Source organism: Microbulbifer sp. MKSA007 (assembly GCA_032615215.1).
Taxonomy (GTDB): Bacteria; Pseudomonadota; Gammaproteobacteria; order Pseudomonadales; family Cellvibrionaceae; genus Microbulbifer.
Genome location: CP128433.1, coordinates 3,674,668 through 3,699,046, shown reverse-complemented (window position 1 = coordinate 3,699,046; position 24,379 = coordinate 3,674,668). Strand labels below are relative to the sequence as shown.

At 50.9% G+C, this 24,379-nt stretch carries 21 protein-coding genes; 10 read left to right on the top strand and 11 right to left on the bottom strand.

The features are described from left to right. Positions 1-484: 484 nt before the first annotated feature. From QT397_19275 to QT397_19265, 3 genes are read left to right on the top strand one after another with little or no spacing between them, the layout of a single operon-like run. On the top strand, positions 485-1,828 hold the full coding sequence (locus QT397_19275; GenBank protein ID WNZ58565.1) for a glycosyltransferase family 4 protein: 1,344 nt from the start codon (positions 485-487) through the stop codon (positions 1,826-1,828). Beyond that, complete coding sequence (locus tag QT397_19270) at positions 1,828-2,589, top strand: class I SAM-dependent methyltransferase (protein WNZ54995.1); 762 nt, start codon at positions 1,828-1,830, stop codon at positions 2,587-2,589. Before QT397_19275 ends, QT397_19270 begins: the two co-directional genes overlap by 1 nt. Further along, positions 2,586-3,698: a prenyltransferase gene (locus QT397_19265; protein ID WNZ54994.1), complete on the top strand. Its 1,113-nt coding sequence runs from the start codon at positions 2,586-2,588 to the stop codon at positions 3,696-3,698. Before QT397_19270 ends, QT397_19265 begins: the two co-directional genes overlap by 4 nt. On the opposite strand, the gene QT397_19260 is transcribed toward QT397_19265, so the two are convergent. Next, positions 3,627-4,244, bottom strand: a complete 618-nt coding sequence (locus QT397_19260) for a class I SAM-dependent methyltransferase (protein ID WNZ54993.1) — start codon at positions 4,242-4,244, stop codon at positions 3,627-3,629. The two genes, QT397_19265 and QT397_19260, sit on opposite strands and share 72 nt — an antisense overlap. 116 nt (positions 4,245-4,360) lie before the next feature. Between QT397_19260 and QT397_19255 the strand changes: the two genes are divergently transcribed. Both QT397_19255 and QT397_19250 read left to right on the top strand, forming a co-directional pair. After that, positions 4,361-5,083, top strand: coding sequence for an acyltransferase (locus QT397_19255; GenBank protein ID WNZ54992.1), 723 nt, complete (start codon positions 4,361-4,363; stop codon positions 5,081-5,083). Positions 5,084-5,102: 19 nt separating this feature from the next. Further along, complete coding sequence (locus QT397_19250) at positions 5,103-5,618, top strand: shikimate kinase (GenBank protein WNZ54991.1); 516 nt, start codon at positions 5,103-5,105, stop codon at positions 5,616-5,618. Positions 5,619-5,681: 63 nt separating this feature from the next. Here the strand turns inward: QT397_19250 and QT397_19245 are convergent, their stop codons facing one another. Continuing rightward, on the bottom strand, positions 5,682-6,152 hold the full coding sequence (locus QT397_19245) for an Lrp/AsnC family transcriptional regulator (GenBank protein ID WNZ54990.1): 471 nt from the start codon (positions 6,150-6,152) through the stop codon (positions 5,682-5,684). Positions 6,153-6,429: 277 nt separating this feature from the next. Between QT397_19245 and QT397_19240 the strand changes: the two genes are divergently transcribed. Beyond that, positions 6,430-9,987: an indolepyruvate ferredoxin oxidoreductase family protein gene (locus QT397_19240; GenBank protein WNZ54989.1), complete on the top strand. Its 3,558-nt coding sequence runs from the start codon at positions 6,430-6,432 to the stop codon at positions 9,985-9,987. A 52-nt stretch (positions 9,988-10,039) separates the two neighbouring features. Here QT397_19240 and QT397_19235 read toward each other — a convergent pair whose 3' ends face one another. Both QT397_19235 and QT397_19230 read right to left on the bottom strand, forming a co-directional pair. Next, positions 10,040-11,347 carry a porin gene (locus QT397_19235; GenBank protein ID WNZ54988.1) on the bottom strand — a complete coding sequence of 436 codons (1,308 nt, stop codon included), beginning with the start codon at positions 11,345-11,347 and terminating at the stop codon, positions 10,040-10,042. Positions 11,348-11,447: 100 nt separating this feature from the next. Beyond that, entirely contained in the window at positions 11,448-12,338 is an 891-nt protein-coding gene (locus QT397_19230) for a TraB/GumN family protein (protein WNZ54987.1), read from the bottom strand. 170 nt (positions 12,339-12,508) lie between these two features. Here QT397_19230 and QT397_19225 point away from each other — a divergent pair, with 170 nt between their 5' ends. Further along, complete coding sequence (locus QT397_19225) at positions 12,509-13,606, top strand: glycosyltransferase (protein WNZ54986.1); 1,098 nt, start codon at positions 12,509-12,511, stop codon at positions 13,604-13,606. A gap of 54 nt (positions 13,607-13,660) precedes the next feature. Here QT397_19225 and QT397_19220 read toward each other — a convergent pair whose 3' ends face one another. The 3 genes from QT397_19220 to QT397_19210 all read right to left on the bottom strand — a co-directional run bounded on the left by QT397_19220 (position 13,661) and on the right by QT397_19210 (position 16,107). Then, a complete protein-coding gene (locus QT397_19220) occupies positions 13,661-14,098 on the bottom strand; it encodes an acyloxyacyl hydrolase (protein ID WNZ54985.1) in 438 nt (145 codons plus the stop codon). Between the two features lie 246 nt (positions 14,099-14,344). Next, the gene (locus QT397_19215) at positions 14,345-15,493 is read right to left on the bottom strand and encodes a sigma-70 family RNA polymerase sigma factor (protein WNZ54984.1); all 1,149 of its coding nucleotides are present in this window, start codon (positions 15,491-15,493) and stop codon (positions 14,345-14,347) included. Positions 15,494-15,684: 191 nt separating this feature from the next. After that, positions 15,685-16,107, bottom strand: coding sequence for a hypothetical protein (locus QT397_19210; GenBank protein ID WNZ54983.1), 423 nt, complete (start codon positions 16,105-16,107; stop codon positions 15,685-15,687). 277 nt (positions 16,108-16,384) lie between these two features. Here QT397_19210 and QT397_19205 point away from each other — a divergent pair, with 277 nt between their 5' ends. Then, the gene (locus QT397_19205; GenBank protein ID WNZ54982.1) at positions 16,385-16,693 is read left to right on the top strand and encodes a hypothetical protein; all 309 of its coding nucleotides are present in this window, start codon (positions 16,385-16,387) and stop codon (positions 16,691-16,693) included. A 91-nt stretch (positions 16,694-16,784) separates the two neighbouring features. On the opposite strand, the gene QT397_19200 is transcribed toward QT397_19205, so the two are convergent. From QT397_19200 to QT397_19185, 4 genes are all read right to left on the bottom strand, one after another. Then, positions 16,785-17,543 carry a YciK family oxidoreductase gene (locus QT397_19200; GenBank protein ID WNZ54981.1) on the bottom strand — a complete coding sequence of 253 codons (759 nt, stop codon included), beginning with the start codon at positions 17,541-17,543 and terminating at the stop codon, positions 16,785-16,787. A gap of 52 nt (positions 17,544-17,595) precedes the next feature. After that, the gene (locus tag QT397_19195; protein ID WNZ54980.1) at positions 17,596-18,255 is read right to left on the bottom strand and encodes an HAD-IA family hydrolase; all 660 of its coding nucleotides are present in this window, start codon (positions 18,253-18,255) and stop codon (positions 17,596-17,598) included. A gap of 12 nt (positions 18,256-18,267) precedes the next feature. Further along, on the bottom strand, positions 18,268-18,969 hold the full coding sequence (gene ubiG / locus QT397_19190; GenBank protein WNZ54979.1) for a bifunctional 2-polyprenyl-6-hydroxyphenol methylase/3-demethylubiquinol 3-O-methyltransferase UbiG: 702 nt from the start codon (positions 18,967-18,969) through the stop codon (positions 18,268-18,270). 66 nt (positions 18,970-19,035) lie between these two features. After that, on the bottom strand, positions 19,036-20,361 hold the full coding sequence (locus QT397_19185) for a TRZ/ATZ family hydrolase (GenBank protein WNZ54978.1): 1,326 nt from the start codon (positions 20,359-20,361) through the stop codon (positions 19,036-19,038). A gap of 192 nt (positions 20,362-20,553) precedes the next feature. On the opposite strand from QT397_19185, the gene gyrA reads away from it, so the two are divergent. Together gyrA and serC are read left to right on the top strand one after the other, a co-directional pair. After that, complete coding sequence (gene gyrA, locus QT397_19180) at positions 20,554-23,115, top strand: DNA gyrase subunit A (GenBank protein WNZ54977.1); 2,562 nt, start codon at positions 20,554-20,556, stop codon at positions 23,113-23,115. A gap of 167 nt (positions 23,116-23,282) precedes the next feature. Next, a complete protein-coding gene (gene serC, locus QT397_19175; GenBank protein WNZ54976.1) occupies positions 23,283-24,362 on the top strand; it encodes a 3-phosphoserine/phosphohydroxythreonine transaminase in 1,080 nt (359 codons plus the stop codon). Positions 24,363-24,379: the final 17 nt, after the last annotated feature.

Sequence of the window (24,379 nt, the reverse complement as noted above, 5' to 3'; positions counted from 1 at the left end):
GTGCTTTAGCGCCGATTGCCGTTTTAGTGAACGGCTTTCACGACAGGAGAGTTAGTGGGGGTATTTCCTCTGCTATACCTAAATTTAAGTGCGTAATGTGCTTGAAACTCTCCTCCTGAAAGTGTGTTCGAGAAATCTGGCCCGCCTTTTGGCGGGCATTTTTTTATTCTCGATTGACTTATTTCCACTTCCTGTTCGCATTAATCCCTTCTTTTAAAGTCGCCATGGCTTGAGTGTATCGAATGACACGGTGTGCGGTTGCTGGGCTTTTGTTGCTATTTTGGCTTGCGAGTACACATCCTTGGGCCAGGATACCAAGAGTGTGGACCGCTTCCGCCTAGCAGTCATTTCTCCGCCAGTGTATTCTTCCGCTTTACCAGCGAGACACCCCAGACGGTCGGCTCTTAGACGTTGGCATTCGCAGAATGTCTGTGCGAGAGCGGATAATGTTATGGGGTATAAGAATATTGCAGATGGGGAAACTATGACCGCCTTGGGAAATTGTGCAGACGGTCCAACGGCTGGCGAGACGCAGCCACTAAAAATATGCCTTTTGGGGTATCGCAGCAATCCACATAGTGGTGGTCAGGGCATCTACCTGCGCTACCTGAGTAAAGCACTGGTTGATGCTGGTCACTCCGTGGATGTTATTTCTGGCCAGCCCTATCCAGAACTCGATGAGCGCGTAAAACTCATCAAAATGCCAGGGTTGAATCTCTATGAAGTTGAGCGTCCAGCGCGGGCCTTGAAACCTCGCCACCTGCTCTCGTGGGCGGATTTTTTTGAATGGTGGAGTAAGCTTACCGGCGGTTTTGCCGAGCCTTATACCTTTGGCCGTCGGGTAAATAAATACCTGCGCAAGCACGGCAAACAATACGACATTGTTCACGATAACCAATCACTGTGTTACGGCTTGCTGGATATCGAGAAAAATGGATTGCCTGTTGTCGCGACAATTCATCACCCCATTACCCGGGATCGTCAACTGGCATTAGATGCCGCCCCCGATTGGCGTTTTCGTTTGCTGGTACGTCGTTGGCATAATTTTTTGAATATGCAGATCAAGGTATCGCGGAAGCTTCGCCATATCGTGACCGTTTCCAGGCAATCTGAGCGGGATATTATCGAGCAGTTTGGCGTAGCTCCCGAGCAGATTCACCTGATTTACAACGGTATTGATACCGAATTATTCAACCCAGGGGCAGAGAATAAGCGCTTGCCTCTGCGAATTATGACCACTGCATCGGCAGACCAGCCGCTTAAAGGTCTGCGCTTTTTATTACAGGCGTTGGCGGAATTACGCCAGGAATATGAAAACATAGAGTTGTTGGTGGTTGGCAAATTACGCGAAGGTGGCGCCACGGAACACTTGCTTCACGATCTGGATCTTCAGGATAGGGTTCAGTTTGTCTCCGGTATTTCTAACGAAGAACTGGTCGATAATTACCGCAAGGCTACAGCGGTAGTTTGCCCATCGCTCTACGAAGGATTTGGTTTACCTGCCGGAGAGGCAATGGCATGTGGTGCTCCGGTAGTATCCAGTGACGGGGGTGCTTTGCCTGAGGTGGTTGGGGATGCAGGAATCGTGGTCCCTGCAGGAAATCACGAAGCTTTGGCCAATGCCCTACGCCAGGTTTTATCCAGCGAAGCGCTGCGAATAGAACTCAGTGAGAAAGGTCGCCAGCGCATTGAAAGTAAATTTTCCTGGAAAATCGCTGCAGAGAGTTTGGTGAAATATTACCGGGAAATTCTCGGACATACATTGGCGGAACAGCCCAGTAGTCATGAAATAGAAACTCCGAATATGCGCAGTGCGGAGGCGGCTTGATGATTACTGTAGATCCCCAGCATTTAAATCTTCGCCCTGGCCAAAAAGTCCTCGACTTGGGGTGCGGTGAAGGGCGCCATTCCATTCACTTGATGATCACCGATGAGGTTGATGTTTACGGCATTGACCTGTGTTTTGATGATGTGCGCACTGCCAGTGAGCGAGCGGAACCTTTCCGCTCTCCCGAGCATTCAAAGGGTCGCTTGCAGTTCGGAGTTGCCAATGGCTTGCAACTACCATTTGCCGATGGGAGTTTTGATGTGGTTATCTGCTCAGAGGTACTTGAGCATATCCCCGATTACAAGTCTGTCCTGGCTGAGATTAACCGGGTATTAAAACCCTCTGGTATTTTTGCCGCGACAGTACCGGCATTTTTTCCCGAGTGGGTGTGCTGGAAACTCAGCGATGAATACCATCAGGTTGAGGGTGGGCATATCCGAATATTCCGCGAGCGCGAGCTGCGAGAGGATATTGAAAGGTTGGGACACCACTATTTTGCCCGGCATAAGGCCCATGCGTTACATGCACCTTACTGGTGGTTAAAGTGTTTGTTTTGGGACAAGCCCGATTCCCGTTTGGTCTCTGCCTATCACCGCCTGCTGGTGTGGGATCTGATGAAGAAACCAGCCTTTACCCGGATTCTCGAAAAACTATTGAACCCGCTGTTGGGAAAAAGTATCGCTCTCTATTTTGTGAAACCTGCCGGGTCGACACAACGAGTGGATGCGGCCCTCTCCCTGCCTGAGGGAGTTGAAGCATGAGTAAAATTTCTGTGCCGGCAAAAGCTTCTGGTCTTTTCCCTGAAGGATTTATCCTGGATAGCGCCGCCTATATTCTCTCCCAGCAGCTCCCCGATGGTTCAATTCCCTGGTTTAAAGGGGGCTATGCCGACCCCTGGGATCATGTTGAGGCCGCTATGGGGCTCGCCATTGCCGGAGAGTTCAGTGCTGCTGAAAACGCTTATTGCTGGCTGGCTGAGATTCAGCTGGAAGACGGCAGCTGGTGGGCCGCTTATAAAGATGGCGATATAGACAACCGGGAGCGCCGTGAAACCAATTTTGTTGCCTATGTGGCAACAGGAATTTGGCAATACTTTCTGGTTAGTAGAGACGCGCTGTTTTTACAGCGCTATTGGCCGATGGTGGAGCGTGCAATCGAGTTTGTATTGCGCTTGCAAACGGAATTTGGCGAAATTCATTGGGCGGTAGATTCAGAGGGCGCCCCTATGAAAGATGCCCTGATCACCGGTTGTTCTTCCATTTATAAAAGTCTGGAATGCGCAATTAATATTGCCCACCAGCTAGGGGTTGCTCGCCCTCAATGGATACTTGCCCGGGAAGCTTTGGGCGATGCGCTGCGCAATAAACCGGAGCGCTTTGATCGCACCTGGGAAAGCAAGGCGCGCTTTTCAATGGACTGGTTTTATCCCGTATTAACCGGTGCCTTTTCTGGTGAGGCAGCGCAGTTGCGTCTTCAGCAGCGCTGGGATGAGTTTGTCGTGGCTGGTTTGGGTTGTCGTTGCGTCAGTGATGAGCCCTGGGTGACGGTGGCTGAATCCTGCGAACTCACTATGTCCCTAATCGCTGCTGGCCAGCGTTCGCGGGCGGAAATTTTGTATCGCGGCTTGCACCGCTGGCAGGATAAAGATGGGGGCTACTGGACCGGTTATGTCTACCGGGATGAGGCCATCTGGCCGGAGGAAAAAACCACCTGGACTGTAGGGGCCATGCTTCTGGCTGCCGATGCGCTCGCCGGATTAACGCCAGCGAGCGAGCTGTTTACATCGGTGCGCCTGCCCCTAAATGCGGCGCAGGATTCCCAGGGTGTCGACAGTTTCGACGAGCTCGAATTGAGCGGAAGCCAGGGCTAGTTTGTAAATATCGTAGGGCGCCTGGCCGCCATCGGCGGGGTCCGGGAAAATGTCGTGGATCGCCAGGTAGCCACCGGGCACGATATGGCGGGACCAGCTGCGATAATCGGTCATGGCCGCTTCCAGGGAGTGGCCGCCGTCAATAAATACGAGACCCAAAGGGGTATTCCAGCAGCGTGCAGCTGTTGCGGAGGGGGCGACGACGGGAACAACCCAGTCATCCAATTCAGCCGCGCGAATATTCGCGCGGAAAGTGCGAAAACTGTCCATTAAATTGGCCTGGCCATCAAACAGTTCGGGATCGTGATACTCCTCTCCGGGCTGGTGCTCTTCAGATCCTCGATGGTGGTCCACGGCGAACAGGACGTTATCGGTCAGCTTACAGGCACTGGCCAGGTAAATTGATGATTTGCCGCAGTAGCTGCCCACTTCAAGACAGGGACCCAGTGAGCTGGCTTCAGCTGCCAGGTGGTAGAGAGCTTCCCCTTCATGGGCGGCGAGGAAACCTTTAATTGCTCGAATATCAATAGGTAGATTTAGGGACATGGGTAAACGCTTGCTATTTTTCGTGGCCGAAACACTAAACTGCCACTAATACAAAAGCAATTGGGTTTTTACTCAGGGCTCCGTAAATCCCATAAAATATAAGTAGAAATTAAAATATGCGTAAGGATCACAGGCCCTATTGGCTCAAGCGACTGCAGCTGCGTTGGCGAAAATGGCGAACAGAGTATTTCCTTCTGCCACAATTCGATGCGGTTGGGGTTGAGCCGGAAGTAATGGACCCGGGTTCTGTCCATGTTTTTGGCGGAAATGTTCGGCTCGGAAATTATCCTCACTTAATCTCCAACAACGAGAAGTGTATTCGCTTTACCACTTTTGGGCACAAGGGGGGAGAGGCATTTATTACTATTGGGGATTTCGTATTGATCTCTCCAGGGGTACGTATTTCTGCGGCTCAATCTATTGAGATTGGCGACGCCTGTATGATCGCAGCCAATGTGTATATTTCCGATTCTGATTGGCATGGGCTCTACAATCGCACGCGGCCCTTCCGTTGTACCTCCCCGGTGCGCCTGGGTAACAATGTTTGGATTGGAGATAGTGCAACCATCTGCAAAGGTGTCACTATCGGTGATAATTCTGTAGTGGGAGCCGGCAGTATCGTCACCAAGGATGTCCCTGCAAATACGGTTGTCGCCGGTAATCCGGCAAAACCCATTAAATCAATTAATCCCAAGCGGCGAATGATTACCCGGGAGGCATTATTTGCCGATGCCTTTCGCCAAGCGCATAATCTGGATGAATTGGATAAGATGATGTTGGGTGGGAACACCTTATTGGGTTGGTTGCGCTCGGTATTCTTTCCCCGCCGTAGCGATTGAATGTGCAAGTGTTAATAAAATGAAAAAAAGAAAAAGTATTGTCCTGATTGGAATGCCCGGCGCCGGTAAAAGTACGCTGGGGGTGTTGTTGGCAAAGGAGCTGGCACTGGGGTTTACAGATACTGATGTTCTGATCCAGTCCAGAGAGGGCAAGACTTTGCAGCAAATTATGGCTGAAAGTGATTATCTTAATCTCCGCGCCATTGAAGGGGAGGTTTTAGCTGAGGCCACCCTCCCCAGTGATGTTATTGCCACTGGAGGAAGCGCAGTCTATAGCGATGAGGGTATGGCGAATCTACGCAGTCAGGGTGTGGTAGTGTTTCTTCAGTGTTCAGCGGAGGAATTGCGTCGGCGTATCCATAATTATGAAAGCCGTGGCATTGCGAAGGCGCCCGGGCAGTCTTTTGCGGACTTATTTGAAGAGCGACAGGCCCTTTACCGGCAATATGCAGAAATAACGGTGGATTGTGACAGTAAATCACTGCAGGAAACGCTTGATCATTTACTTAATGCGCTGCGGGAGCTTGCAGAGTAACCGAAATTTTCTCAGTAAGCCCCATGCGTTAAAGCAAGGGGCTTTACTTTTCACACTTTTGGCTTAAAGTGGCAGCTGGGTGGTGTACTTCACCTGCTTGAGGGCAAAGGTGGAGTTGACTGAGGCCACGTTTGGCAGGTGTACCAGAGAGCGCTTCAGTAATTGCTCATAGTGTTCCACACTATCCACTACAACGCGCAGGACATAGTCTTTGTCTCCGCTGGTGGAATAGCACTCTACTACCTCCTGGACATCCTGAACTGCTGATTCAAAGTTGTTCAGGGATTCCTCATCGTGATTGTGGATGGTAACGTAGCAGTATACGGTGACACCCAGATCCAATTTGCGTGGGTCCAGCAAGGTAACACGGCCACGGATAATACCTTCGGCTTCCAATCGCTTGATTCTGCGCCAGCAGGGAGTGTGCGAAAGACCGACTTTATCGCCCAGCTCTGCCATGGAGTAATCTGCGTTCTCCTGCAGCGCTCGCAGAATCTTACGGTCAAAATCATCCAGGTCTGTCGAACGCTTCATAAAGACTCCTATCCTATAAAAATTATCTATATCGAAATTTCTATCACAAATTTACGCATATTTGCGTGAATAAAGCAATGCTCTATTGCGCTTAACGAACTAGTATGACCTGACTAAACCGTTTCGGGATAGGTGCAGTGTGCCCTCAGCTGCTCTGGGACTTTGCGGCAAATATAAAAACAGGCGCATCTGACCACAGAAAACGGACTATTCGGAAGAATAATGACTAATAACTCGAACCGGGTTTCGAGAAGAATAATTAACCGGAAGTAGGTGTATGACTGAAAAAGTAACCAGTCCTCAAAGTACGGCGGATTCCCAAGTAAAAAAACAGGTTTCATTGGACGACCGCTACACCATGCTCAAGGGCCGTGTGCTCCTTTCTGGTATCCAGGCCCTTGTGCGCTTACCCATAGACCAGATGCGAATGGACCGGGATCGCGGCCTCAATACCGCGACTTTTATCTCCGGTTATCGGGGGTCTCCCTTAGGTGGCTACGACCTGCAGTTATCCAGGGCGAAAAAACTGCTGGGAGAGTACAACATCCGTTTCCAGCCTGGCGTCAATGAAGAGTTGGCGGCTACGGCAGTTTGGGGTTCCCAGCAGGTGGGCTTGTTCCAGGGTGCAGAAGTGGATGGCGTCTGCGGGATTTGGTATGGCAAGACACCGGGTGTCGACCGCTCCTGCGATGCATTTCGCCATGCCAACGCCGCTGGCTCCTCTCCCAAAGGTGGCGCACTGATCGTTGCTGGCGATGACCACGGTTGTAAGTCATCCTCCTATCCAGGGCAGTCTGAATTTGCCTTTGTGGATATGCATATTCCAGTACTTAACCCCGCCACCGTGCAGGAAGTGTTGGATTATGGTCACTATGGGCTGGAGCTGTCTCGCTTTAGCGGCTGCTGGGTGGCAATGATCACCCTGGCAGAAAATATGGATAGCTCTGCGACCGTGGAAGTGGACCCTGAGCGGGTCAAATTCCACTACCCGGATATTGAACGTCCCGAGGGCGGCCTGAATATTCGCAAGCAGGACAACCCTCTCGAGCAGGAAGAGCGCCTGTGGCGCTACAAGCGCCCTGCTGCGCTGGCTTTTGCCCGCGCCAATAAACTCAACAAGGTTGTACTGGAAAATCCTGAGGCGAGCCTCGGCATCGTCACTACCGGTAAGGCCCATCTGGACTTGATGCAGGCCTTCGAAGATATGGGTATCGATGAGCAGAAGGCCAAGCAGCTCGGTATCCGAATCCTTAAAGTGGGTATGACCTACCCGTTGGATGTGCCGGGTATCCAGGAGTTTGCCCGTGGCTTGGATACGCTGCTGGTGCTTGAGGAAAAACGCAGTTTGATGGAAGTACAGCTGAAAGAGGAACTGTACAACGTCCACGTGAAGGACCCGAATTTCCCGCGTATTCTCGGTAAAGTGGACGATTGTGATCAGCCGCTGATGCCCGCTTATGGCGAGCTGTCGCCAGCGATTATTGCCCAGGTATTGGGTTTTGTTTTGGGTGAGGACAAGTTGGATGAAGGCGGCAAGCACCGCTTGATGCGTCTCAATGCGCTGGCTGAACGTATTTCCCAGCAGACTGGCTCAAGTGTGTCTCGCTTGCCTATGTTCTGTGCCGGCTGCCCTCACAACCGTTCCACCAAGGTGCCAGAAGGAAGCCGAGCCTTAGCAGGTATTGGTTGTCACTATATGGCCCAGTGGCTCGACCGGGAGACTTATACCTTCACCCAAATGGGTGCCGAAGGGGTCAACTGGGTAGGGCAGGCGCCGTTTACTACTGAAAAGCATGTCTTTGTAAACCTGGGTGATGGTACCTATTTCCACTCCGGTATTTTGGCGATTCGCGCTTCCGTGGCTGCCAAGGTCAATATCACTTACAAGATCCTGTTTAATGATGCGGTCGCCATGACCGGCGGCCAGCCCCACGATGGTGAGTTGGCTCCGGATATGATCTGTCGCCAAGTTTTGGCAGAAGGGGTGCAGAAAGTTGTCCTGGTGATGGATAACCCGGATAAATACAAGGGTGCGCTGTCCTTCCCCAGTGAAGTTGAAATTCGTCACCGGGATTACTTGCCCGTTGTAATGGATGAGCTGCGTGAGGTTGAAGGTTGTACCGTTATTATTTACGACCAGACCTGTGCCACCGAACTGCGCCGCAAGCGCAAGCGCGGGCTACTGCCTAAAGCCGAGGGGCGCCCCTTCATCAACGAGCTGGTGTGTGAAGGCTGTGGGGACTGCGTCCAGCAGTCGAGCTGTATCGCTGTTGAGAAAGTGGAAACGGCGCTGGGCGATAAACGCAGGGTGAACCAAACCGGCTGTAATCAGGATATGTCCTGCGTTAACGGCTTCTGCCCCTCATTTGTCACTGTGAAGGGTGGCAATATTGCCAAGGGCGCCGGGGTAGGTGACGTGTTGCGAACTGAAGCGGCCAAGTTGCCCTCGCCACAGCTTCCGGGCTTACAGCAGCCGTATAATTTCCTGGTTACCGGCGTTGGCGGTACGGGTGTAGTGACCATTGGCGCCTTGCTAGCGATGGCGGCACATATCGAGGACAAAGCGTGCAGCACCCTTGATCAGACCGGATTGGCTCAGAAGGGCGGAGCGGTTTACTCCCATATTCGCTTTGCGGCTGCGCCCGAGTCTTTGCAGGCGGTACGTATTTCTGACGGTCGTGCCGATGCCCTAATGGCCTGTGACCTGATTGCAGCCGGCAATGTGGCAGCTTGTTTGGTTAAACTGGATAAATCGCACAGTCGCGCGGTAGTGAATACCCACTTGAGCCCAACTGCGGCAACGGTTCTCGGGCGTGAGGATGTCCATTCACCGCAAGCGGTATTGGATACGGTGAGTGGCGCGGTTAATGAGCTCAGTTCTGTGGAAGCGCATCGCCTGACCAAAGCAGCTCTGGGTGATACGCTCGCCGCCAACATTTTCATGCTCGGCTACGCCTGGCAGAAAGGGCTGATTCCGCTAACTGAAGCCTCCCTGCTGGAAGCGATCCGCTTAAACGGTGTCGCTGTGGAAGGAAATCTGCAGGGATTTGCTGCAGGTCGATTGGCGGCAGAAAATCGCAACGCTCTGGACAAACTGTTAATCCACGAAAAAGTTGCAGTAGAGGTACCACAAACTCTTGAAGCGATTGTGGCTCACCGGGTGGAGCACCTCACCGGTTATCAAAATACGGACCTCGCCGAGCGTTACCGCAGTTTGGTCGATACGGTGAAATCTGCTGAGATTTTAAAAGTGCCCGGGAATGTCCAGTTGGCCGAGGTGGTTGCGCGCAATTACGCAAAATTGCTTGCCTATAAGGATGAGTACGAGGTGGCCCGCCTATACACCGATAGCCGCTTTACCGAATCGCTAAAAGAAAACTTCAGTGGTGACTTTACGCTGGAGTTCAATTTGGCTCCCCCATTACTGGCGCGCTTCGATAAAGGCTTGGGGCGTCCCCGCAAAATGAAATTTGGCGGTTGGATGTACAAGGCATTTGGTGTTTTGGCGAAGCTGAAATTCTTGCGCGGATCGGCGCTTGATATTTTTGGCTATACAGCAGAGCGAAAAATGGAGAGGGCACTGATTAGCGAATATGAAGAGTTGGTTAAGAAAGTTCTGGGCCAATTAAATTCGCAGAATCACGCTGCTGCAGTTGAGCTACTTCAATATCCGGATATCATCCGGGGCTACGGCCCGGTGAAGGAGGCCAATATTGAGAAAGCAAAAGAACAGCGAAATATCGCATTAAATCGATTTGAAAACCCGGTTCGGGATATAAAACTTTCAGCGGAAGTTGAGGTTTTTGACCCAGCTAAGGCACAGCAAGTAGGTTAATTGCCTGTTTGATAAAGTGGCTCGAGGACTGTCTTGAGTCACTTTATACCCCCTACCAAACCCCTTGTAATCGTATGGCGAATTGGTTGGTTTTATCTCCAGTAAAATCGTCATCGCCGAGGGTGATGTTCATCATTACCCGGACTTTTGGGTTGAAATAGTAATTGACCCCAAGTGTAAAATTACTGGCTCGTAGCTGGCGAAAATCCCGATTCTCTATAGCGGTATATCTTGCGGCAACTTCCCAGGCACCCTCTGGAGGAGATGGTTTGATAGATTTAAATACTCCGATCTTGGAGTCGTAGGGTTTATGTTGGCCGGTAATTGCCCAGCTTCCCATAATGTACCAGGCGTGAACATCCTGCCCCCCAATAAAGCATCCGCTTATGGGATCGCAAAAAAAACTTGGCGGAAGACCGAAGAATTCCTCATAGGTCAATTCAGCGAGGTATATCTTCCCTGTGAAATGACCATACGCATATTCCGCTTGGCCGAATAGAGGGCCGTAAGTCGCAGCTAGCTCGAAACCAGTAGTATTGACCCGGCCTCCGCCATCTCCAAGGAAAAACTCATCGTCACCAAACTCGCCAAAAAAATTATCTGATCCGCCAGGTGTGATTGCTATCAGCTGCTCCGGCCCTCGTCGGCCCGCATAGGCAACTTCAGCAACGATATCGGGACTGTTTTGATTCGCTTTTTCGTAGCTACGGTATACACCTAGGTGAACTGTTGATAAGGCATCGTTAATTGGGGCCCAGGTCAGTCGGGTTGCTGCGCCAAACCCAGAATTTCTGGGGTCACCGGGGTCCCGTAAATTGAATAACGTAAAACCAAATGTATAACAGCACCAATGCTTATGCCAGTCGATACCCTGTTGACGTCCACGTCCAGAATAAATACCTGCAGCGCTGGTAAATGCCCGCTCCATAAGCACTAGGTCATTGGAGCTTGTCAGCTCATTGATTGAGCGGCTGGGTTTAAAATTGCCGATGGTTAGTTTTCCGGTAGAGAACTTTGTTGCTAAGTAGACATCCCTCAACCCCCCAGCTCCATCATCCGCAAAGTCTCTTTCAAGCTTATAGTTCCACTTCCATAGATTGCCTTTCATTGTCAATCTAACCCGACGGAAGTCGGTTGTATTGACCGGATCTTCTAGGTCTTTGTCAAAAATGTATGTATCGAAGTGAATCCTTCCGCCGAGTTGTGCGGAGAAATCCCCATCGTCAGAGACAATTTTCAGCCCGCCTTTTGTCTCGGCTTCATCAGCAATAGCCGGGAAGCTAAAAAAAGAATTGATATGGCACAGTATGCTCCCCAGCATTTCATCGGACGCCTCTAGTTGAGAGTTGTCATTGGTCACGGGAAAAGTGCTATTCGAGTTTAGCAATAGAAAAGACTTTGGACGGGGAGGGGGATGGGACGGCGCAGAAAATCTGCGCCGAGGGTTACTGGATAGTTGATTAAAGGCGTTCTAATTTGTAACCAGTGTCGCCTAGAAACTCGATAACACTGCGTTCGCCCACCAAGTGGCCAGCGCCGACAATGACAAACAGAGACTGGTAGTTTGGCCCCTTAAGGGCAATTTTCTCAGCCATCCTTTCATTGCGATTAAAAAAAAGTGTGTCATAGAGCGGCTTATATTCAGGGTTTTCAGTTAGGCCGTCGAGGATAATAAGGCGATTCAAAGCTTCTTCATCTCCTCGCTTCCATGCGCTGGTAAGTTTGGGTAAAAAGGTTGAAATATCCCCAATTTGCTCAAGGGTTTGCTGGAAGAGGAGCGCAGGGTTGTCCAGGTCGTTTAACATCTTGAATTGTTGCAAGACACCTTCCAGCTCCAGAACGGATTTCCCATCCTTTTTTGCTTTTTGTAAAAAGTGCCTATCAATGCCTAGTTCTGGGTTGAGGCCGTGGGCTTGCATCTCAATCATGCTCATAGAGATCATGGCTATGGCGGGGCGCTGCCGGATAAACATAGCCTCGGGCATACTACGCTTGTGCATCCACGACTTTAGTTGGCTGTATAGCGCGGGTGGAAGTTCGTCTTTTAAAGTTCGTTCACCTTGGTAGATAGACTCCATCATGATTCGCTGCTGTAACAGGCTGTCGCCTTCTGCAGCGAGAATGTCAGCCTCGACGGCAATGGCATCACTATTGGAGTAGGCTTGTTCAATTTTTGATCTTAGAGGGTAGAAGTCCTCAGTTGCCAAGTGAATCGAGCCTAATAAGTAAACGGTTTTATTATCTTTAGTTGCTTTCCAGAAGATGCCTTTATCACTCTCAGCGGCTGAAGCTCCTATTGTTAGTAGAAGCAGTGTAAAGGCGAGAAAGTAACTTATTTGTCGCTGAAGCATTGTCGGGTCCCTGAGTAATTTGCCTTTGCAAATACTATCACTAACACCTTCAGGTACCAGAGGGGCTTTTAGGCATCAAGTCACTGACTTGTAAATTAGTGATGATTTACTGGGAAATTATCCTATAGGAAGTCAAAATAGACCTTTTGGTCTGTTTCACGGAAGTCAAATTGAAAGTTGTACAGTTTTTGCCCAGCCTAGAGCCTGGGATCACAGCAACTCTTGCGCTTGAGTTTGCAAATGAACTGGTCAAAAAAGGCCACGAGTCCCTGGTGATTTCTACTGATGGACCATTGGAGGCGCGGTTTCGTTTGCACGGTAGTGACTTTATCAGCTTTCCAAAAATCAGTGAGTCAATTTGGTCTTTGCGGCACAAATCCCGCCTGCGTAAGATTCTCGCAAGGTTGCAACCGGATATTGTCCATACCTATGGTCGCTCAACGGCTTTTCTAGCTTGGCGCGCTTTAAACAGTGAGTCAGCTACAAGTCGCCCTAAGCTGGTGCCCCTCGTGCATCAAGATTTCCCCAACAGTTATTTTAATAAAGGTATGCTGTCGGGAGATGGAATTATCGCAAGCTCCCGAGGGGTTGCAGAGAACCTTAAGAAGTCCTCCCCCAAAATTGCAGAAGACTCGATAGAGGTTATTTATCACGGTATCAATATTCGCGAGTTTGATCGTGAAAAACCGGTAGCGAGCCAGTGGCAACTGAAGCTTTTGAATAGCTATCCCCAGTTGGAAGGGAAAAACTGGTGGTTAATGCCGGGAGATATCTCTGCAAGTGGGGGCCAGGAGGAGTTTTTACATTTGTTGGCCCAGGCTGCGGCACAAAGCGATGATATTCACGGAGTGATTGTAGGAGCTTTGGCTGAAGATGATTTACGTTATCTGAAAAAACTTGAAGGGCTCGCACAAGATTTGGATCTCGGTAGTAAGGTTACATTCCTCGGTGAACGCCGTGATATGCGTGAACTGTACGCAACTTCTCAGCTGGTTTTTCAGCTCGCCAGCGAGAAAGATGGGAACGCAAAATATTCCAAAGAGGCACTGGCGATGGGGCGCCCGGTAATTGCTTATTCCGAAGGTTGTACGGGGGAGGTTTTACAGAAACATTTTCCTGAAGGGCTGGTGAAGAAAGGTGATCTGAAATCTTTAATGGAAGCGAGTTTGAATTTGGTGAGCAAGCCAAATAACCCGAATCCACAAGAGTTTAGCTATGCAGCTTCAGCTGGAAAAACCATAGACTTTTTTCAGCGCTTGCTTAATTAAATTGAAAGCAATCTTAGTCGTTAGCAATCTGGAAAGTATTGAAAGGTTGAATTTCTAAAAGTTAAGGTGCCCGTTCAAAGAGGCGAAATCAAAACCGGGATTGGGTGTATTGGTTCTGGCGTTTGAAAAATGACTGTATCTTAAAGAAAGGACGTGGCCTCTGGAAAAACGGTACCCGAAAGCAAAGTGCAGGGCAAAATTTAGTTTGGTGCTCAATCCAATATCACCGAAGTTCTTTTGGCTTAAGTAGGATGCTCCTGCGCCTGCTTCAGCAAAGCCGCCCCGTAATTCACCTCGGGGGTACCAGCGTAGAATAGGTTTAATTTCGAGAATATTTTGTTGCTGTTTCTCGCTGTGGTGTTCAATCCGCATATGGGAGTAGCTGCCTTGACCCCACCATTGAAGTGAATTGTCGCCAAGGCTAAATGAAGACAGTAGATAGGAGTAGCTGAATCCAGCCATTTCTGAGGCCGAAATGGAGCGATACTGCATTAACTCATTTCCCAACCCTTTACCTGCGCTTGCGATGAGCTCGGATTCTGCTTGGGTCGGTGGGGCTAGAAGTAGTCCGCCGACAAAAAAATAGGTACAGCATTTAAAGGCACAGTATTTTTCGTTGAAGACCGCTAACTTACGCATAACTTCGCAGTACTAACTGATAGAACTGTTTTAAAGACTAGTGGGAAAGGGTTCGATGGCAAGCTCTCAGGAGAGGCTTGCCATCGACTTCTTCCTTTTCTAACGCCACTGCCGCTTCAATTGTCGAAGTGCGTCAGAATGAAGTTGTCGCGCGCGCTCCTGACTAAGCCCCAATTGCTCGCCAATAACTCGAAAAGAGCAATCTTTGTCAGAAATTAATCCATACCGCAAGTTGAGGACTGTCCTTTGTCGTGCGGGGAGGCGGGCAACAGCTTCACGGAGGCGTTGAGCTAGCTCCTGGTTAGTTACAAGCTCATCGGTATTGTAAAGTTCATCAGCAGGTGCGTAGTCCAGTCGGGTACTGCTCTGGTCGTCTGCGACTGGGTCATCGAGAGACCCAGTTGGTCCTGGGAGTTTTAATAAGCTCTGGATTCTCTCAATATCTAGTCCTGTGTGGCGGGCCAGATTGTCATCGGATGCAGGTTGCCCCTGAGCGCGCACTTCACCAATGGCTCTGTAAATCGCTCTTAAATCATCCTGGACATTGGCTGGTTGTCGGACAAGATCTTCGTTGCGCCTTAAAGCTAATTGAATTTCTTGCTGAATCCACCAGTAGGCATAGGTCGAAAAGCGGTATCCCATTTGTGGTTTGAATCGCTCAATGGCTTTCATTAATCCAACATTGCCTTCTTGAATTAAATCGATAAAGGGAACTGATGGATTGCGAAAACGTTTTGCGATGGCAATAACCAGGCGCAGATTACATTGGATTAGTTTTTTCCTCTGTTTTTGAAAGCGCTGTAGGAGCCCGGTCAGCCTGCTGCGACCGCGCCTATCCAGGAAATTGCTGGTAAGCAGGATTTCAGTGTGGGCAATTATAAGTCCATGGTCGTAGGCGCCTGTACTTCCGCGCTGCTCCACTCCTTCGCTGCGTAGCTGGACCAACTCGGTGCCGCTCTCCTGAAGGTTGGAAATGAGCTTTTCTTCCAGGTCGCGTAATAGACAGGTGGTACTGTGCTCTTCCTCCGGAGTTAATAGCTCAAGCCGGTAGAGGTGCTTGAGATAGCTTTGCATTGGGGTGGTGCCGCTCTCGGAGAGGGTATCACCCGCTGCATGAATCTCTTCCGAGTCAGGGTCTCGCTCGACTTGAGGGTCGGGCTCGCTGGCACCCTGGCAGGAGTCAGAGAGTGGTTCGCCTGTATCCTTCAGCCATTCTTCATCCCTTGAGTAAAAATGTTCTCGGGACAAGTGCTTAAACCTTTGTTGGCTGTGTAAGTACTACACGCTGTTTAGTCTCTCAGGCGCTTTTGGCGCCTATTCCTTTCTCACTATAGAAGAGAGCTGGTGGAAATGCTCGGGTTGGTTGAAATCAGGGGGAGGGATTACTGAAGTGATGGGGCGGGGTGGGTGAAAACACCCACCGGGAGGAGCGCGGAATGTTACTTGATGCGTTTCACACGAAGCTTTGGCCCACCGTCGGCAGGTTTCATAAAAAAGGAGCCGAACATGGCCCTCTCAACGACTACAAGGTCGCCTATTTTCCAATTTACTCCTTTCGAGTCATTTTGTTTCCAAATTTGGCCGTTATTGAGGGAAATCATTCGTTTTTGGTGTGCGGCCATTTGGATTGCGACTATTTCCGCCTCAATTTGGTTGGGGGCCTCTTCAGCTATCCGTTTTTGTTCTTGGCCAAACTCCTTAACTTCTTGTTGATCGAGGGAGTTGGCGATCTGGTCATAGCATGTGAGTCGACCTTCCTGGGGTTTAATTTCAGAGCAGGATTTGACTTGGTTCTTTAATGAATCCGCAAATATTGGCGAGGAGGAAAGTATTAGTAAGGCAAAAATGATGAAGGCTTTCATAATTCAAGGTGTCGACTTATTTGCTAATTATGACTTTTATTCTGCCTGACATAGTCGGCGTGAACAAATAGATTTGGGAAAACGCTCACACTTTTCAGCTTGCCAACATGAAAGAATTTGCGCAATAGCACAGATGACCTGAGAAGCAGCTTTAAGGCTAATTTATTTGAGATACTGAGACAGGATTGTAGTTGGGGGATGACTAACTATCCCTCTAAAGCCTGAAAACTATCAATAATCAAGAAACCATAAAATTTAACTATCCAGGGGTGGAAAGATGAAGGGGTTGCTAACACCTGCAGCATTGCTTGCTGTTGTGATTGGGTATGTGTCTTGCGAAGGAATAAGTCTCGCGGTGTCTGATCGGTCTGCAGCTTATGCTGTGGAGATCATGCTTAGTGAGCGTGATGATCAGTCTGTTGACTACAACCAATACTCGGGAGACGCTCAAGATATAGAGTTGTTTGATGGCTCGCATATGATGGAGTTTGAAGGTGATGTATTTGCCGATGCTCCGGAGCATATGCCGCCAGTTGGAGAGGGCTCAGGTGCAAAAGATGGTGATGAAAAGGGCTTCGGTGAATAGTTAATTAGCTACCGAGTACGATGCCAATCAAGAACTGCATGGACAAGCGTCTGAGAACGAAGCTCAGATTCTTGTCCATGGGGCAGGATCTCTATTTCTTCTGGGCGCTGAAGTGCTTCCCACTAACTCCGTTACTGTCTCTGCCCATTAAATAGAGATAGGTGGGCATAATATCTTCTGCAGAGGTTACCGACTGAGGGTTTTCTGCTGGGTAGGCAGTTGCTCGCATTGTTGTACGGGTTGCCCCTGGGTTTAGGGAGTTAACCCGGGTATTGGAAACCCCTTCCAGTTCATCGGCGAGTACCTGCATCAGCCCTTCAGTGGCAAACTTCGATACTGAATAGGCCCCCCAATAGGCTCTCCCTTTAACCCCAACGCTGGAGCTTGTAAAGACAACAGAGCCGGCTTCTGATTCCTCTAGCAGGGGCAGCATTGCCTTTGTTAGTCCAAATGCCGCATTAACATTCACCTGCATTACCTGTTGCCAAGTGTTGAAATTGTAATTGCCGATAGGGGTGCGTTGCCCGAGCAGGCCGGCATTGTGCAGGAGTCCATCCAGGCGGCCAAACTCGTTGCGAATAGCTTCTGCGAGGCTCTCGAAATCCTCTATTTTTGCCGTACCCAGGTCCATGGGGAAAATAGCCGGCTGTGGTCCACCGGCAGCCTCGATTTCGTCATAGACTGCTTCTAACTTGGGAGTTGTACGGCCTAGCAAAATTACTGTCGCCCCGTAAGCGGCAAAAGTCTTTGCTGCAGTTTTACCTATGCCGTCTCCGGCACCGGTGATAAGAATAATTTTGCTCTTTAATAGGTCGGAGGGCGCTTGATAGTCGCCAACAAAGTCTGACATGAAATATCCCGATACTGTCACCGGGCTTGGGTGCCCGGTATTGCTTCAAGTTTCAAAAATAGTGTTGTTCTAGAAGGGGCCAAATTTCATTGGCGGAATTTACCAGGTGGTCTGCCCCCCAATTGGCGGGGTTGTCTGTAGAGTCAATATAACCATACCCGCAAGCGATAGTTGGCATACCAGCCTTTTGGCCGGCGATGATATCGCGCTTGTGGTCGCCGATATAAATTGCTTCAGCGGGAGCGCAGCCAATCTGGCTGCAGGCTAAAAATAGGGGCTCGGGGTCCGGCTTGGATTTGCTGACGTGGTCAGGGCAAACAATTGCAGAGGCTGGCGGTAGATGGGTAAAAGCCTCCATCAGAGGAGTGGTGTAGGCCTCCGGTTTATTGGTGACAATCCCCCAGGGAAGGTTTTTTTCAACCAGGTTGTCGAGCAGATTGTCGATACCGGGGAAAGTGGTCGTCTTCTCTGCAAGATGTGCCAAGTAGAGGTCCAGCAACCTTTGCAATAATCCTGGGAAGGCGGGGTCACCTTCTTCTTTGTTAAACCCCAATGTGACTAGCGCCCTGGAACCATTGGATACAGTTCCCCGGATCGTCTCGTCAGGCAGTGGAGGTAACTGTTCCTGTTGGCGCAGTTGATTTAATACAACAATAAAATCTGGCGCTGTATCAAGCAGGGTACCATCCAGGTCAAATAAAACGGCTTTCATTTTGCAGTTCACTTATTCTGGTTTGCTGGCATACATCAAATAATTGACGTCGACATCCCGGGGGTTCAATTTGTAGCTTCGGGTAACCGGGTTATAAGTCATACCGGTTATATCGTGCGCTTCCAGGGACTCATCGCGCAGCCAGGCGCCCATTTCTGAGGGGCGGATAAACTTGCTGTATTCATGAGTGCCCTTGGGCAGTAAGCGTAGGACATATTCTGCTCCGACTACGGCAAACAGCCACCCTTTAGGGGTGCGGTTGATCGTAGAGAAAAATAGCTTGCCGCCAGGTTTTACAAGTTTTGCGCAGGCGCGAATGACAGAAGAGGGGTCTGGTACATGCTCAAGCATCTCCAGGCAGGTAACAATATCAAAGCTCTCGGGCGCTTCTTCTGCCAGGTCCTCTACTGCCACTTTGCGATAATTGACGCTGACGCCACTTTCGAGGGCGTGGAGTTTGGCGACATTGAGTGGGGCTTCCCCTAGATCGATACCAGTGACATCGGCTCCCCTCTGCGCCATGGCTTCAGCCAGGATGCCACCACCACAGCCCACATCGAGGAGCTTCTTACCGGCAACCGGAGCATGCCCGTCAATGTAATTTGCGCGTAGTGGATTGATTTCGTGTAGTGGTTTGAACTCGCCTTCCTTGTCCCACCAGCGGCTGGCAAGTTGCTCAAATTTGGCGATTTCTGAGGGATCTACATTGCTCATGAACTTCTCTGCAAACTCCGTCGCTCGTAACCGGCATTTTTCAGTGATTGGGCCGGAATCAGTTATCTAGCGTAAATTTCCGCTGATTCTATCACGCCATATTTGCGCCCGCTGGATAACCTCAGTTTCGTTTAAGGTTTGTAGCTGGCGCTCCTTTAAAAGTTGTCGCCCTGCAACCCAGACATCGCTGACATTGTGTCCTCCGTTGGCATAAATCAACTGGGACACTGGGTCATGCAAAGGCTGCTGTTCTAGACCGCCGAGATTGATAGCAGCAATGTCTGCGCTTTTGCCTACTTCCAGGCTTCCGGTTATATCTTCAATTCCCAGTGCTTTGGCTCCGTTGATGGTCGCCATGCTCAGTGTCTGATGCGCGGGTAGGGCTGTTGCGTTCCCGCTAACAGCTTTTGCCAGTAGTGCGGCTGTGTTGGCTTCGGAGAACAGGTCTTGGGTGTTATTGCTCGCAGCGCCATCGGTGCCAAGGGATACGTTGATGCCGGCTTCCAGCATGTCATAGGCTGGGCAGAAGCCTGAGGCGAGCTTGAGATTAGATGATGGGCAGTGAGAAACATGGGCGCCACTTGAACTCACTAGCTCAATGTCTCGTTGATTAGTGGCCACCATATGTACACAAAGTGTCTGCGGCCCCAGCAGCCCAAGGCGGAATAGCCGTTCGGTGGGCCGCTCTCCATTAGCGTTCAGGGCGCTTTCAACTTCAGCGCGGGTCTCGTGGAGGTGCATTTGCATGGGGATCTGCGCTTCGGCAGAGCAGACTGCAATTTTTTCCAGTGTTTTATCTCCCACCGTATAGGGGGCGTGGGGTGCAAATACCACCTCAATTCGATCGTGCGCACGGTAATCATCGCGTAACGCCAATCCTTTGTGCAGGGCCTCATCGCTATTGCGGCTCCAGGGGGTTGGGGCATCCAGCACGGGGAAGGCGATATGGGCCCTGATTCCGCTCTCCCGCGCAGCAATGGCGACGGCTTCTGGGAAGAAGTACTGATCAGAAAAAGTAGTAGTACCAGAGCGCAGCATCTCGGCAATCGCTTGCCGGCTGCCGTCAGCTACAAATTGCGGACCGACCCAGCGTTGCTCTGTCGGCCAGATGTGCTGCTCCAGCCACTCTTTAAGGGGGCGGTCATCAGCGTAGCCGCGCAATAGCGTCATGGGCGCATGGTTGTGAGTATTAATTAACCCTGGAATTAGTGCGTGTTGCCCCAGGTCGACTTCATCTGTTGCCCTAAAACGAATTGAGGCCTCAGCTGTGGGTACCAGGGCAGAGATTTTGCCCTTTTCTATTGCGAGCGAACAATTTTCGTACACTTTTTTCTCGGGTACGACGGGTATGATCCAGCGTGCGTGGATCAGGGTATCGACAGCTTGTTGCATGAGGACTTATCTGGTGGCTGCTGTGGGGGTGTTTTACTGTAGCCGCAGTCAAAGGGGGCGACAACTGTGGTTTGGGTTGCAGTTTTATATCTCATAGTCCTGCGGCTCCAAACATCTCAAACTATGGTAGAATCGCCCGCTTATCCCGGGCACAGTACGTACGCCCGCGCTATAAAAGGAACGCCGTAAGCCATGGGCGAATTAGCCAAAGAAATCTCTCCGATTAATATCGAAGAAGAACTCAAGCAGTCTTATCTCGACTATGCCATGAGCGTGATTGTCGGGCGCGCACTGCCGGATGTACGCGATGGCCTCAAGCCGGTACACCGCCGCGTGCTTTACGCGATGAGCGAGCTTAAAAACGACTGGAATAAACCGTACAAGAAATCAGCGCGTGTCGTTGGTGATGTAATCGGTAAGTATCACCCGCACGGAGACACTGCGGTCTACGACACTATTGTGCGTATGGCGCAGCCGTTTTCTATGCGTTACACCTTGGTAGATGGCCAGGGTAACTTCGGCTCTATCGATGGTGACAGTCCAGCTGCCATGCGATACACCGAGATTCGTATGGATAAGTTGGCCCACGAACTGCTGTCCGACCTCGATAAAGAAACTGTTAATTTTGTCGATAACTACGATGGCTCCGAGCAAATGCCGGAGGTATTGCCTTCGCGTGTGCCGAACCTCTTGGTCAATGGTTCCTCCGGTATTGCGGTGGGTATGGCCACCAATATTCCTCCCCATAACCTGGGTGAGGTGATCAAGGCTTGCCTGGCTCTGATCAATAATTCCGAGTTGACCGTCGACGACCTGATGGAGTACATCCCCGGGCCGGACTTCCCCACGGGCGCCATCATCAATGGCCGCGCCGGTATTCTCCTTGCTTACCGCACTGGCCGTGGGCGCATTTATGTGCGAGCCAAAGCAGATGTGATCCGCGATGACAAGACCAATCGCGAAACCATCATTATTACTGAGATCCCCTTCCAGCTGAATAAGGCGCGCTTGATCGAGCGTATTGCTGAGCTGGTGAAAGAGAAAAAGATCGAGGGTATCTCTGAGCTGCGCGATGAGTCCGACAAAGACGGCTTGCGCGTAGTGATTGAGCTTAAGCGGGGAGAGCTGGGTGATGTGGTTCTGAATAACCTCTATTCCCAGACCCAGCTGGAAAGCGTCTTCGGTATCAATATGGTGGCCCTGGTCGATGGCCAGCCCAAGGTATTGAACCTCAAAGAGCTGCTCGAGCACTTTATTCGCCACCGCCAGGAAGTCGTTACCCGCCGTACGGTCTACCTGTTGCGTAAAGCCCGCGAGCGCGGTCATATTCTGGAAGGTCTGGCGATTGCCATCGCCAATATCGATCCGGTAATCGAGCTGATCAAATCTTCCGCCACACCGGCAGATGCCCGCGAGGCGTTGCTGGCTAAAGGCTGGCCTGTGGGCAATGTACAGCAGTTCCTGGAGCGGGCTGGTGCTGATGCCTGCCGTCCAGATGATCTGCCGCAAGAATTTGGTTTGCGCGACGATTCTTACTACTTGTCCCCGGCCCAGGCCCAGGCAATTCTTGAATTGCGCCTGCACCGCCTGACGGGTATGGAGCACGATAAGCTGCTGGCAGAATACCAGGATCGACTGGAGCAGATTGCTGAATATCTGCATATCCTCGGTAGCTTCGAGCGTCTGATGGAAGTGATCCGCGAAGAGTTAGAGCAGCTGTCAAAGGACTTTAACGATGAGCGTCGTACCGATATCGTTGCGTCTCGCCAGGATCTGACTGTTGAAGACCTGATTACCCCGGAAGACAAGGTAGTAACTATCTCCCACGGTGGTTACGCCAAGAGCCAGCCTCTGACCGATTACCAGGCCCAGCGCCGTGGCGGTATGGGTAAATCCGCGACCCAGGTAAAAGACGAGGACTTCGTCGAGCATCTATTGATCGCTAACTCCCATGACACCCTTCTGTGCTTCTCCAATAAGGGCAAGGTGTACTGGTTGAAAGTCTACGAAGTGCCTACCGCTGGCCGAGCCTCCCGTGGTCGCCCAATGGTTAATATGCTGCCCCTGGAAGAGGGCGAGCGTATCAGTAGCATGATGCCGGTGTCTGAGTACGACGAAAATCACTTTATCTTCTTCACCACTGCCAATGGCACCGTGAAGAAAACCCCCCTCACCGCTTTTGCCCGCCCCCGCAGTGTTGGTTTGCGTGCAATTGAGCTGGAGGAGGGCGATCGCCTGGTAGCCACTGCGATTACCGATGGTGAGCGCGATGTAGCGCTGTTTACCAGCGCCGGTAAGGCAGCGCGCTTCTCCGAGTCCAATGTGCGCTCTATGGGCCGTGTTTCCCGTGGTGTTCGCGGTATTCGTATGCAGGAAGGTCAGCAGGTTATCGCTATGGTTATCCCTGAAGAGGGGGGCTCTGTGATGATGGCTACTGAGAATGGTTACGGTAAGCGCACAGCTATCAGCGAATTCCCCACCAAGGGACGCGGTACCCAGGGTGTTATTGCGATCGCGGAGAGTGAACGTAACGGTGCCTTGGTTGGGGCCTGTCAGGTGCACCCAGGTGAGGAGATGATGTTGATCTCCGATCAGGGCACTCTGGTGCGTACCCGTGTTGATGAAGTCTCTGTACTTGGGCGCAACACGCAGGGGGTGCGAGTGATTCGCCTGAAGACTGGCGAGAAGCTGGTTGGTCTCGGTCGCATTGAAGAGACCGAAGATGACGGTGAAGAAAACGGTGGGGAAGAGTGACCCACCGCTCCAGACCACTAAGAAAGGCTGCGTTTATCGCGGCCTTTTTTGCCTTTGGCTCCCACGAAAAACGCTAAAGGCGCGATATCTATCCCCCTGAATGGCAATTTGTGCGTAGACACATCTAGTTGTATTTGAAACCTTTTTTGTATTGTGGAAATCAGCTCATGAGGAAGTTTAATTTCTGTGCAGGCCCTGCCGCTTTACCGCAGCCCGTACTGGAGCGGGCGCAAAGGGAGTTGCTCGATTGGCAAGGGCTCGGTTGCTCTGTAATGGAGGTCAGCCACCGCTCTCCAGAGTTTGTTGAGGTAGCTGAGCGGGCCGAACAGGACCTCCGCGATCTGCTCAGTGTGCCGAGCAACTACAAAGTGTTGTTTCTTCAGGGCGGGGCAACTGGGCAATTCAGTGCCGTGCCCTGGAATCTTCTCGGTGCCGGTTCATCCAAAGCTGAATTTATACACTCCGGTAGTTGGGCGGCCAAAGCGATCAAAGAAGCTCGTCGCTACGGTGAGGTAAATGTGGTTGCATCCAGTGAGGATCGCAACTTCAGCTATGCACCTGCGGCAGACAGTTGGCAGTCGAGTGGTGATGCGGCTTATTTCCACTATACCCCCAACGAGACGATTGGCGGTGTTGAGTTTGGCTATGTGCCGGAAGTGGAGTGCCCGCTAGTGGCGGATATGTCCTCAACTATTTTGTCTCAACCGATTGAGGTGGAAAAGTTCGGCGTTATCTATGCCGGCGCGCAGAAAAATATTGGCCCCTCAGGTATCGCTGTAGCCTTGATTCGGGATGATTTACTCGATCGCTCACTGGAAAATATTCCTCGCAGTTTGAGCTGGAAGGTGGCGGCAGAAGCGGGCTCTATGGATAACACGCCACCTACTTTCGCATGGTACTTATCTGGTCTTGTCTTTCAATGGTTGAAAGATCAGGGGGGTGTTGATGCGATGGCTAAGCAGGCCGATGCTAAATCCAAAATGCTGTACGACTTCCTCGACAGCAGTGACTTTTTCTCCAGTCCGGTTGAGGAGGGAAGTCGCTCCCGCATGAATGTGCCCTTTGTGTTGGCCGACGACCGCCTGGATAAGCAGTTTTTGATTGAGTCAGAAGGAGCGGGTTTGTTGAGCTTAAAGGGGCACCGCTCTGTGGGTGGTATGCGCGCGTCGCTATATAACGCCGTTCCCATGGAGGCAGTGGAGGCGCTTGTGGCATTTATGGCGGATTTTGAAGCGCGCAAGGCTTAGGTGGTTAATTCAATCTT

Excerpts from the sequence above, each read along its gene's own strand:
- QT397_19275 (WNZ58565.1), top strand. The coding sequence starts at position 485 with ATGACCGCCTTGGGAAATTGTGCAGACGGTCCAACGGCTGGCGAGACG.
- QT397_19270 (WNZ54995.1), top strand. The coding sequence starts at position 1,828 with ATGATTACTGTAGATCCCCAGCATTTAAATCTTCGCCCTGGCCAAAAA.
- QT397_19265 (WNZ54994.1), top strand. The coding sequence starts at position 2,586 with ATGAGTAAAATTTCTGTGCCGGCAAAAGCTTCTGGTCTTTTCCCTGAA.
- QT397_19260 (WNZ54993.1), bottom strand. The coding sequence starts at position 4,244 with ATGTCCCTAAATCTACCTATTGATATTCGAGCAATTAAAGGTTTCCTC.
- QT397_19255 (WNZ54992.1), top strand. The coding sequence starts at position 4,361 with ATGCGTAAGGATCACAGGCCCTATTGGCTCAAGCGACTGCAGCTGCGT.
- QT397_19250 (WNZ54991.1), top strand. The coding sequence starts at position 5,103 with ATGAAAAAAAGAAAAAGTATTGTCCTGATTGGAATGCCCGGCGCCGGT.
- QT397_19245 (WNZ54990.1), bottom strand. The coding sequence starts at position 6,152 with ATGAAGCGTTCGACAGACCTGGATGATTTTGACCGTAAGATTCTGCGA.
- QT397_19240 (WNZ54989.1), top strand. The coding sequence starts at position 6,430 with ATGACTGAAAAAGTAACCAGTCCTCAAAGTACGGCGGATTCCCAAGTA.
- QT397_19230 (WNZ54987.1), bottom strand. The coding sequence starts at position 12,338 with ATGCTTCAGCGACAAATAAGTTACTTTCTCGCCTTTACACTGCTTCTA.
- QT397_19220 (WNZ54985.1), bottom strand. The coding sequence starts at position 14,098 with ATGCAGTATCGCTCCATTTCGGCCTCAGAAATGGCTGGATTCAGCTAC.
- QT397_19210 (WNZ54983.1), bottom strand. The coding sequence starts at position 16,107 with ATGAAAGCCTTCATCATTTTTGCCTTACTAATACTTTCCTCCTCGCCA.
- QT397_19205 (WNZ54982.1), top strand. The coding sequence starts at position 16,385 with ATGAAGGGGTTGCTAACACCTGCAGCATTGCTTGCTGTTGTGATTGGG.
- QT397_19200 (WNZ54981.1), bottom strand. The coding sequence starts at position 17,543 with ATGTCAGACTTTGTTGGCGACTATCAAGCGCCCTCCGACCTATTAAAG.
- QT397_19195 (WNZ54980.1), bottom strand. The coding sequence starts at position 18,255 with ATGAAAGCCGTTTTATTTGACCTGGATGGTACCCTGCTTGATACAGCG.
- ubiG (WNZ54979.1), bottom strand. The coding sequence starts at position 18,969 with ATGAGCAATGTAGATCCCTCAGAAATCGCCAAATTTGAGCAACTTGCC.
- QT397_19185 (WNZ54978.1), bottom strand. The coding sequence starts at position 20,361 with ATGCAACAAGCTGTCGATACCCTGATCCACGCACGCTGGATCATACCC.
- gyrA (WNZ54977.1), top strand. The coding sequence starts at position 20,554 with ATGGGCGAATTAGCCAAAGAAATCTCTCCGATTAATATCGAAGAAGAA.
- serC (WNZ54976.1), top strand. The coding sequence starts at position 23,283 with ATGAGGAAGTTTAATTTCTGTGCAGGCCCTGCCGCTTTACCGCAGCCC.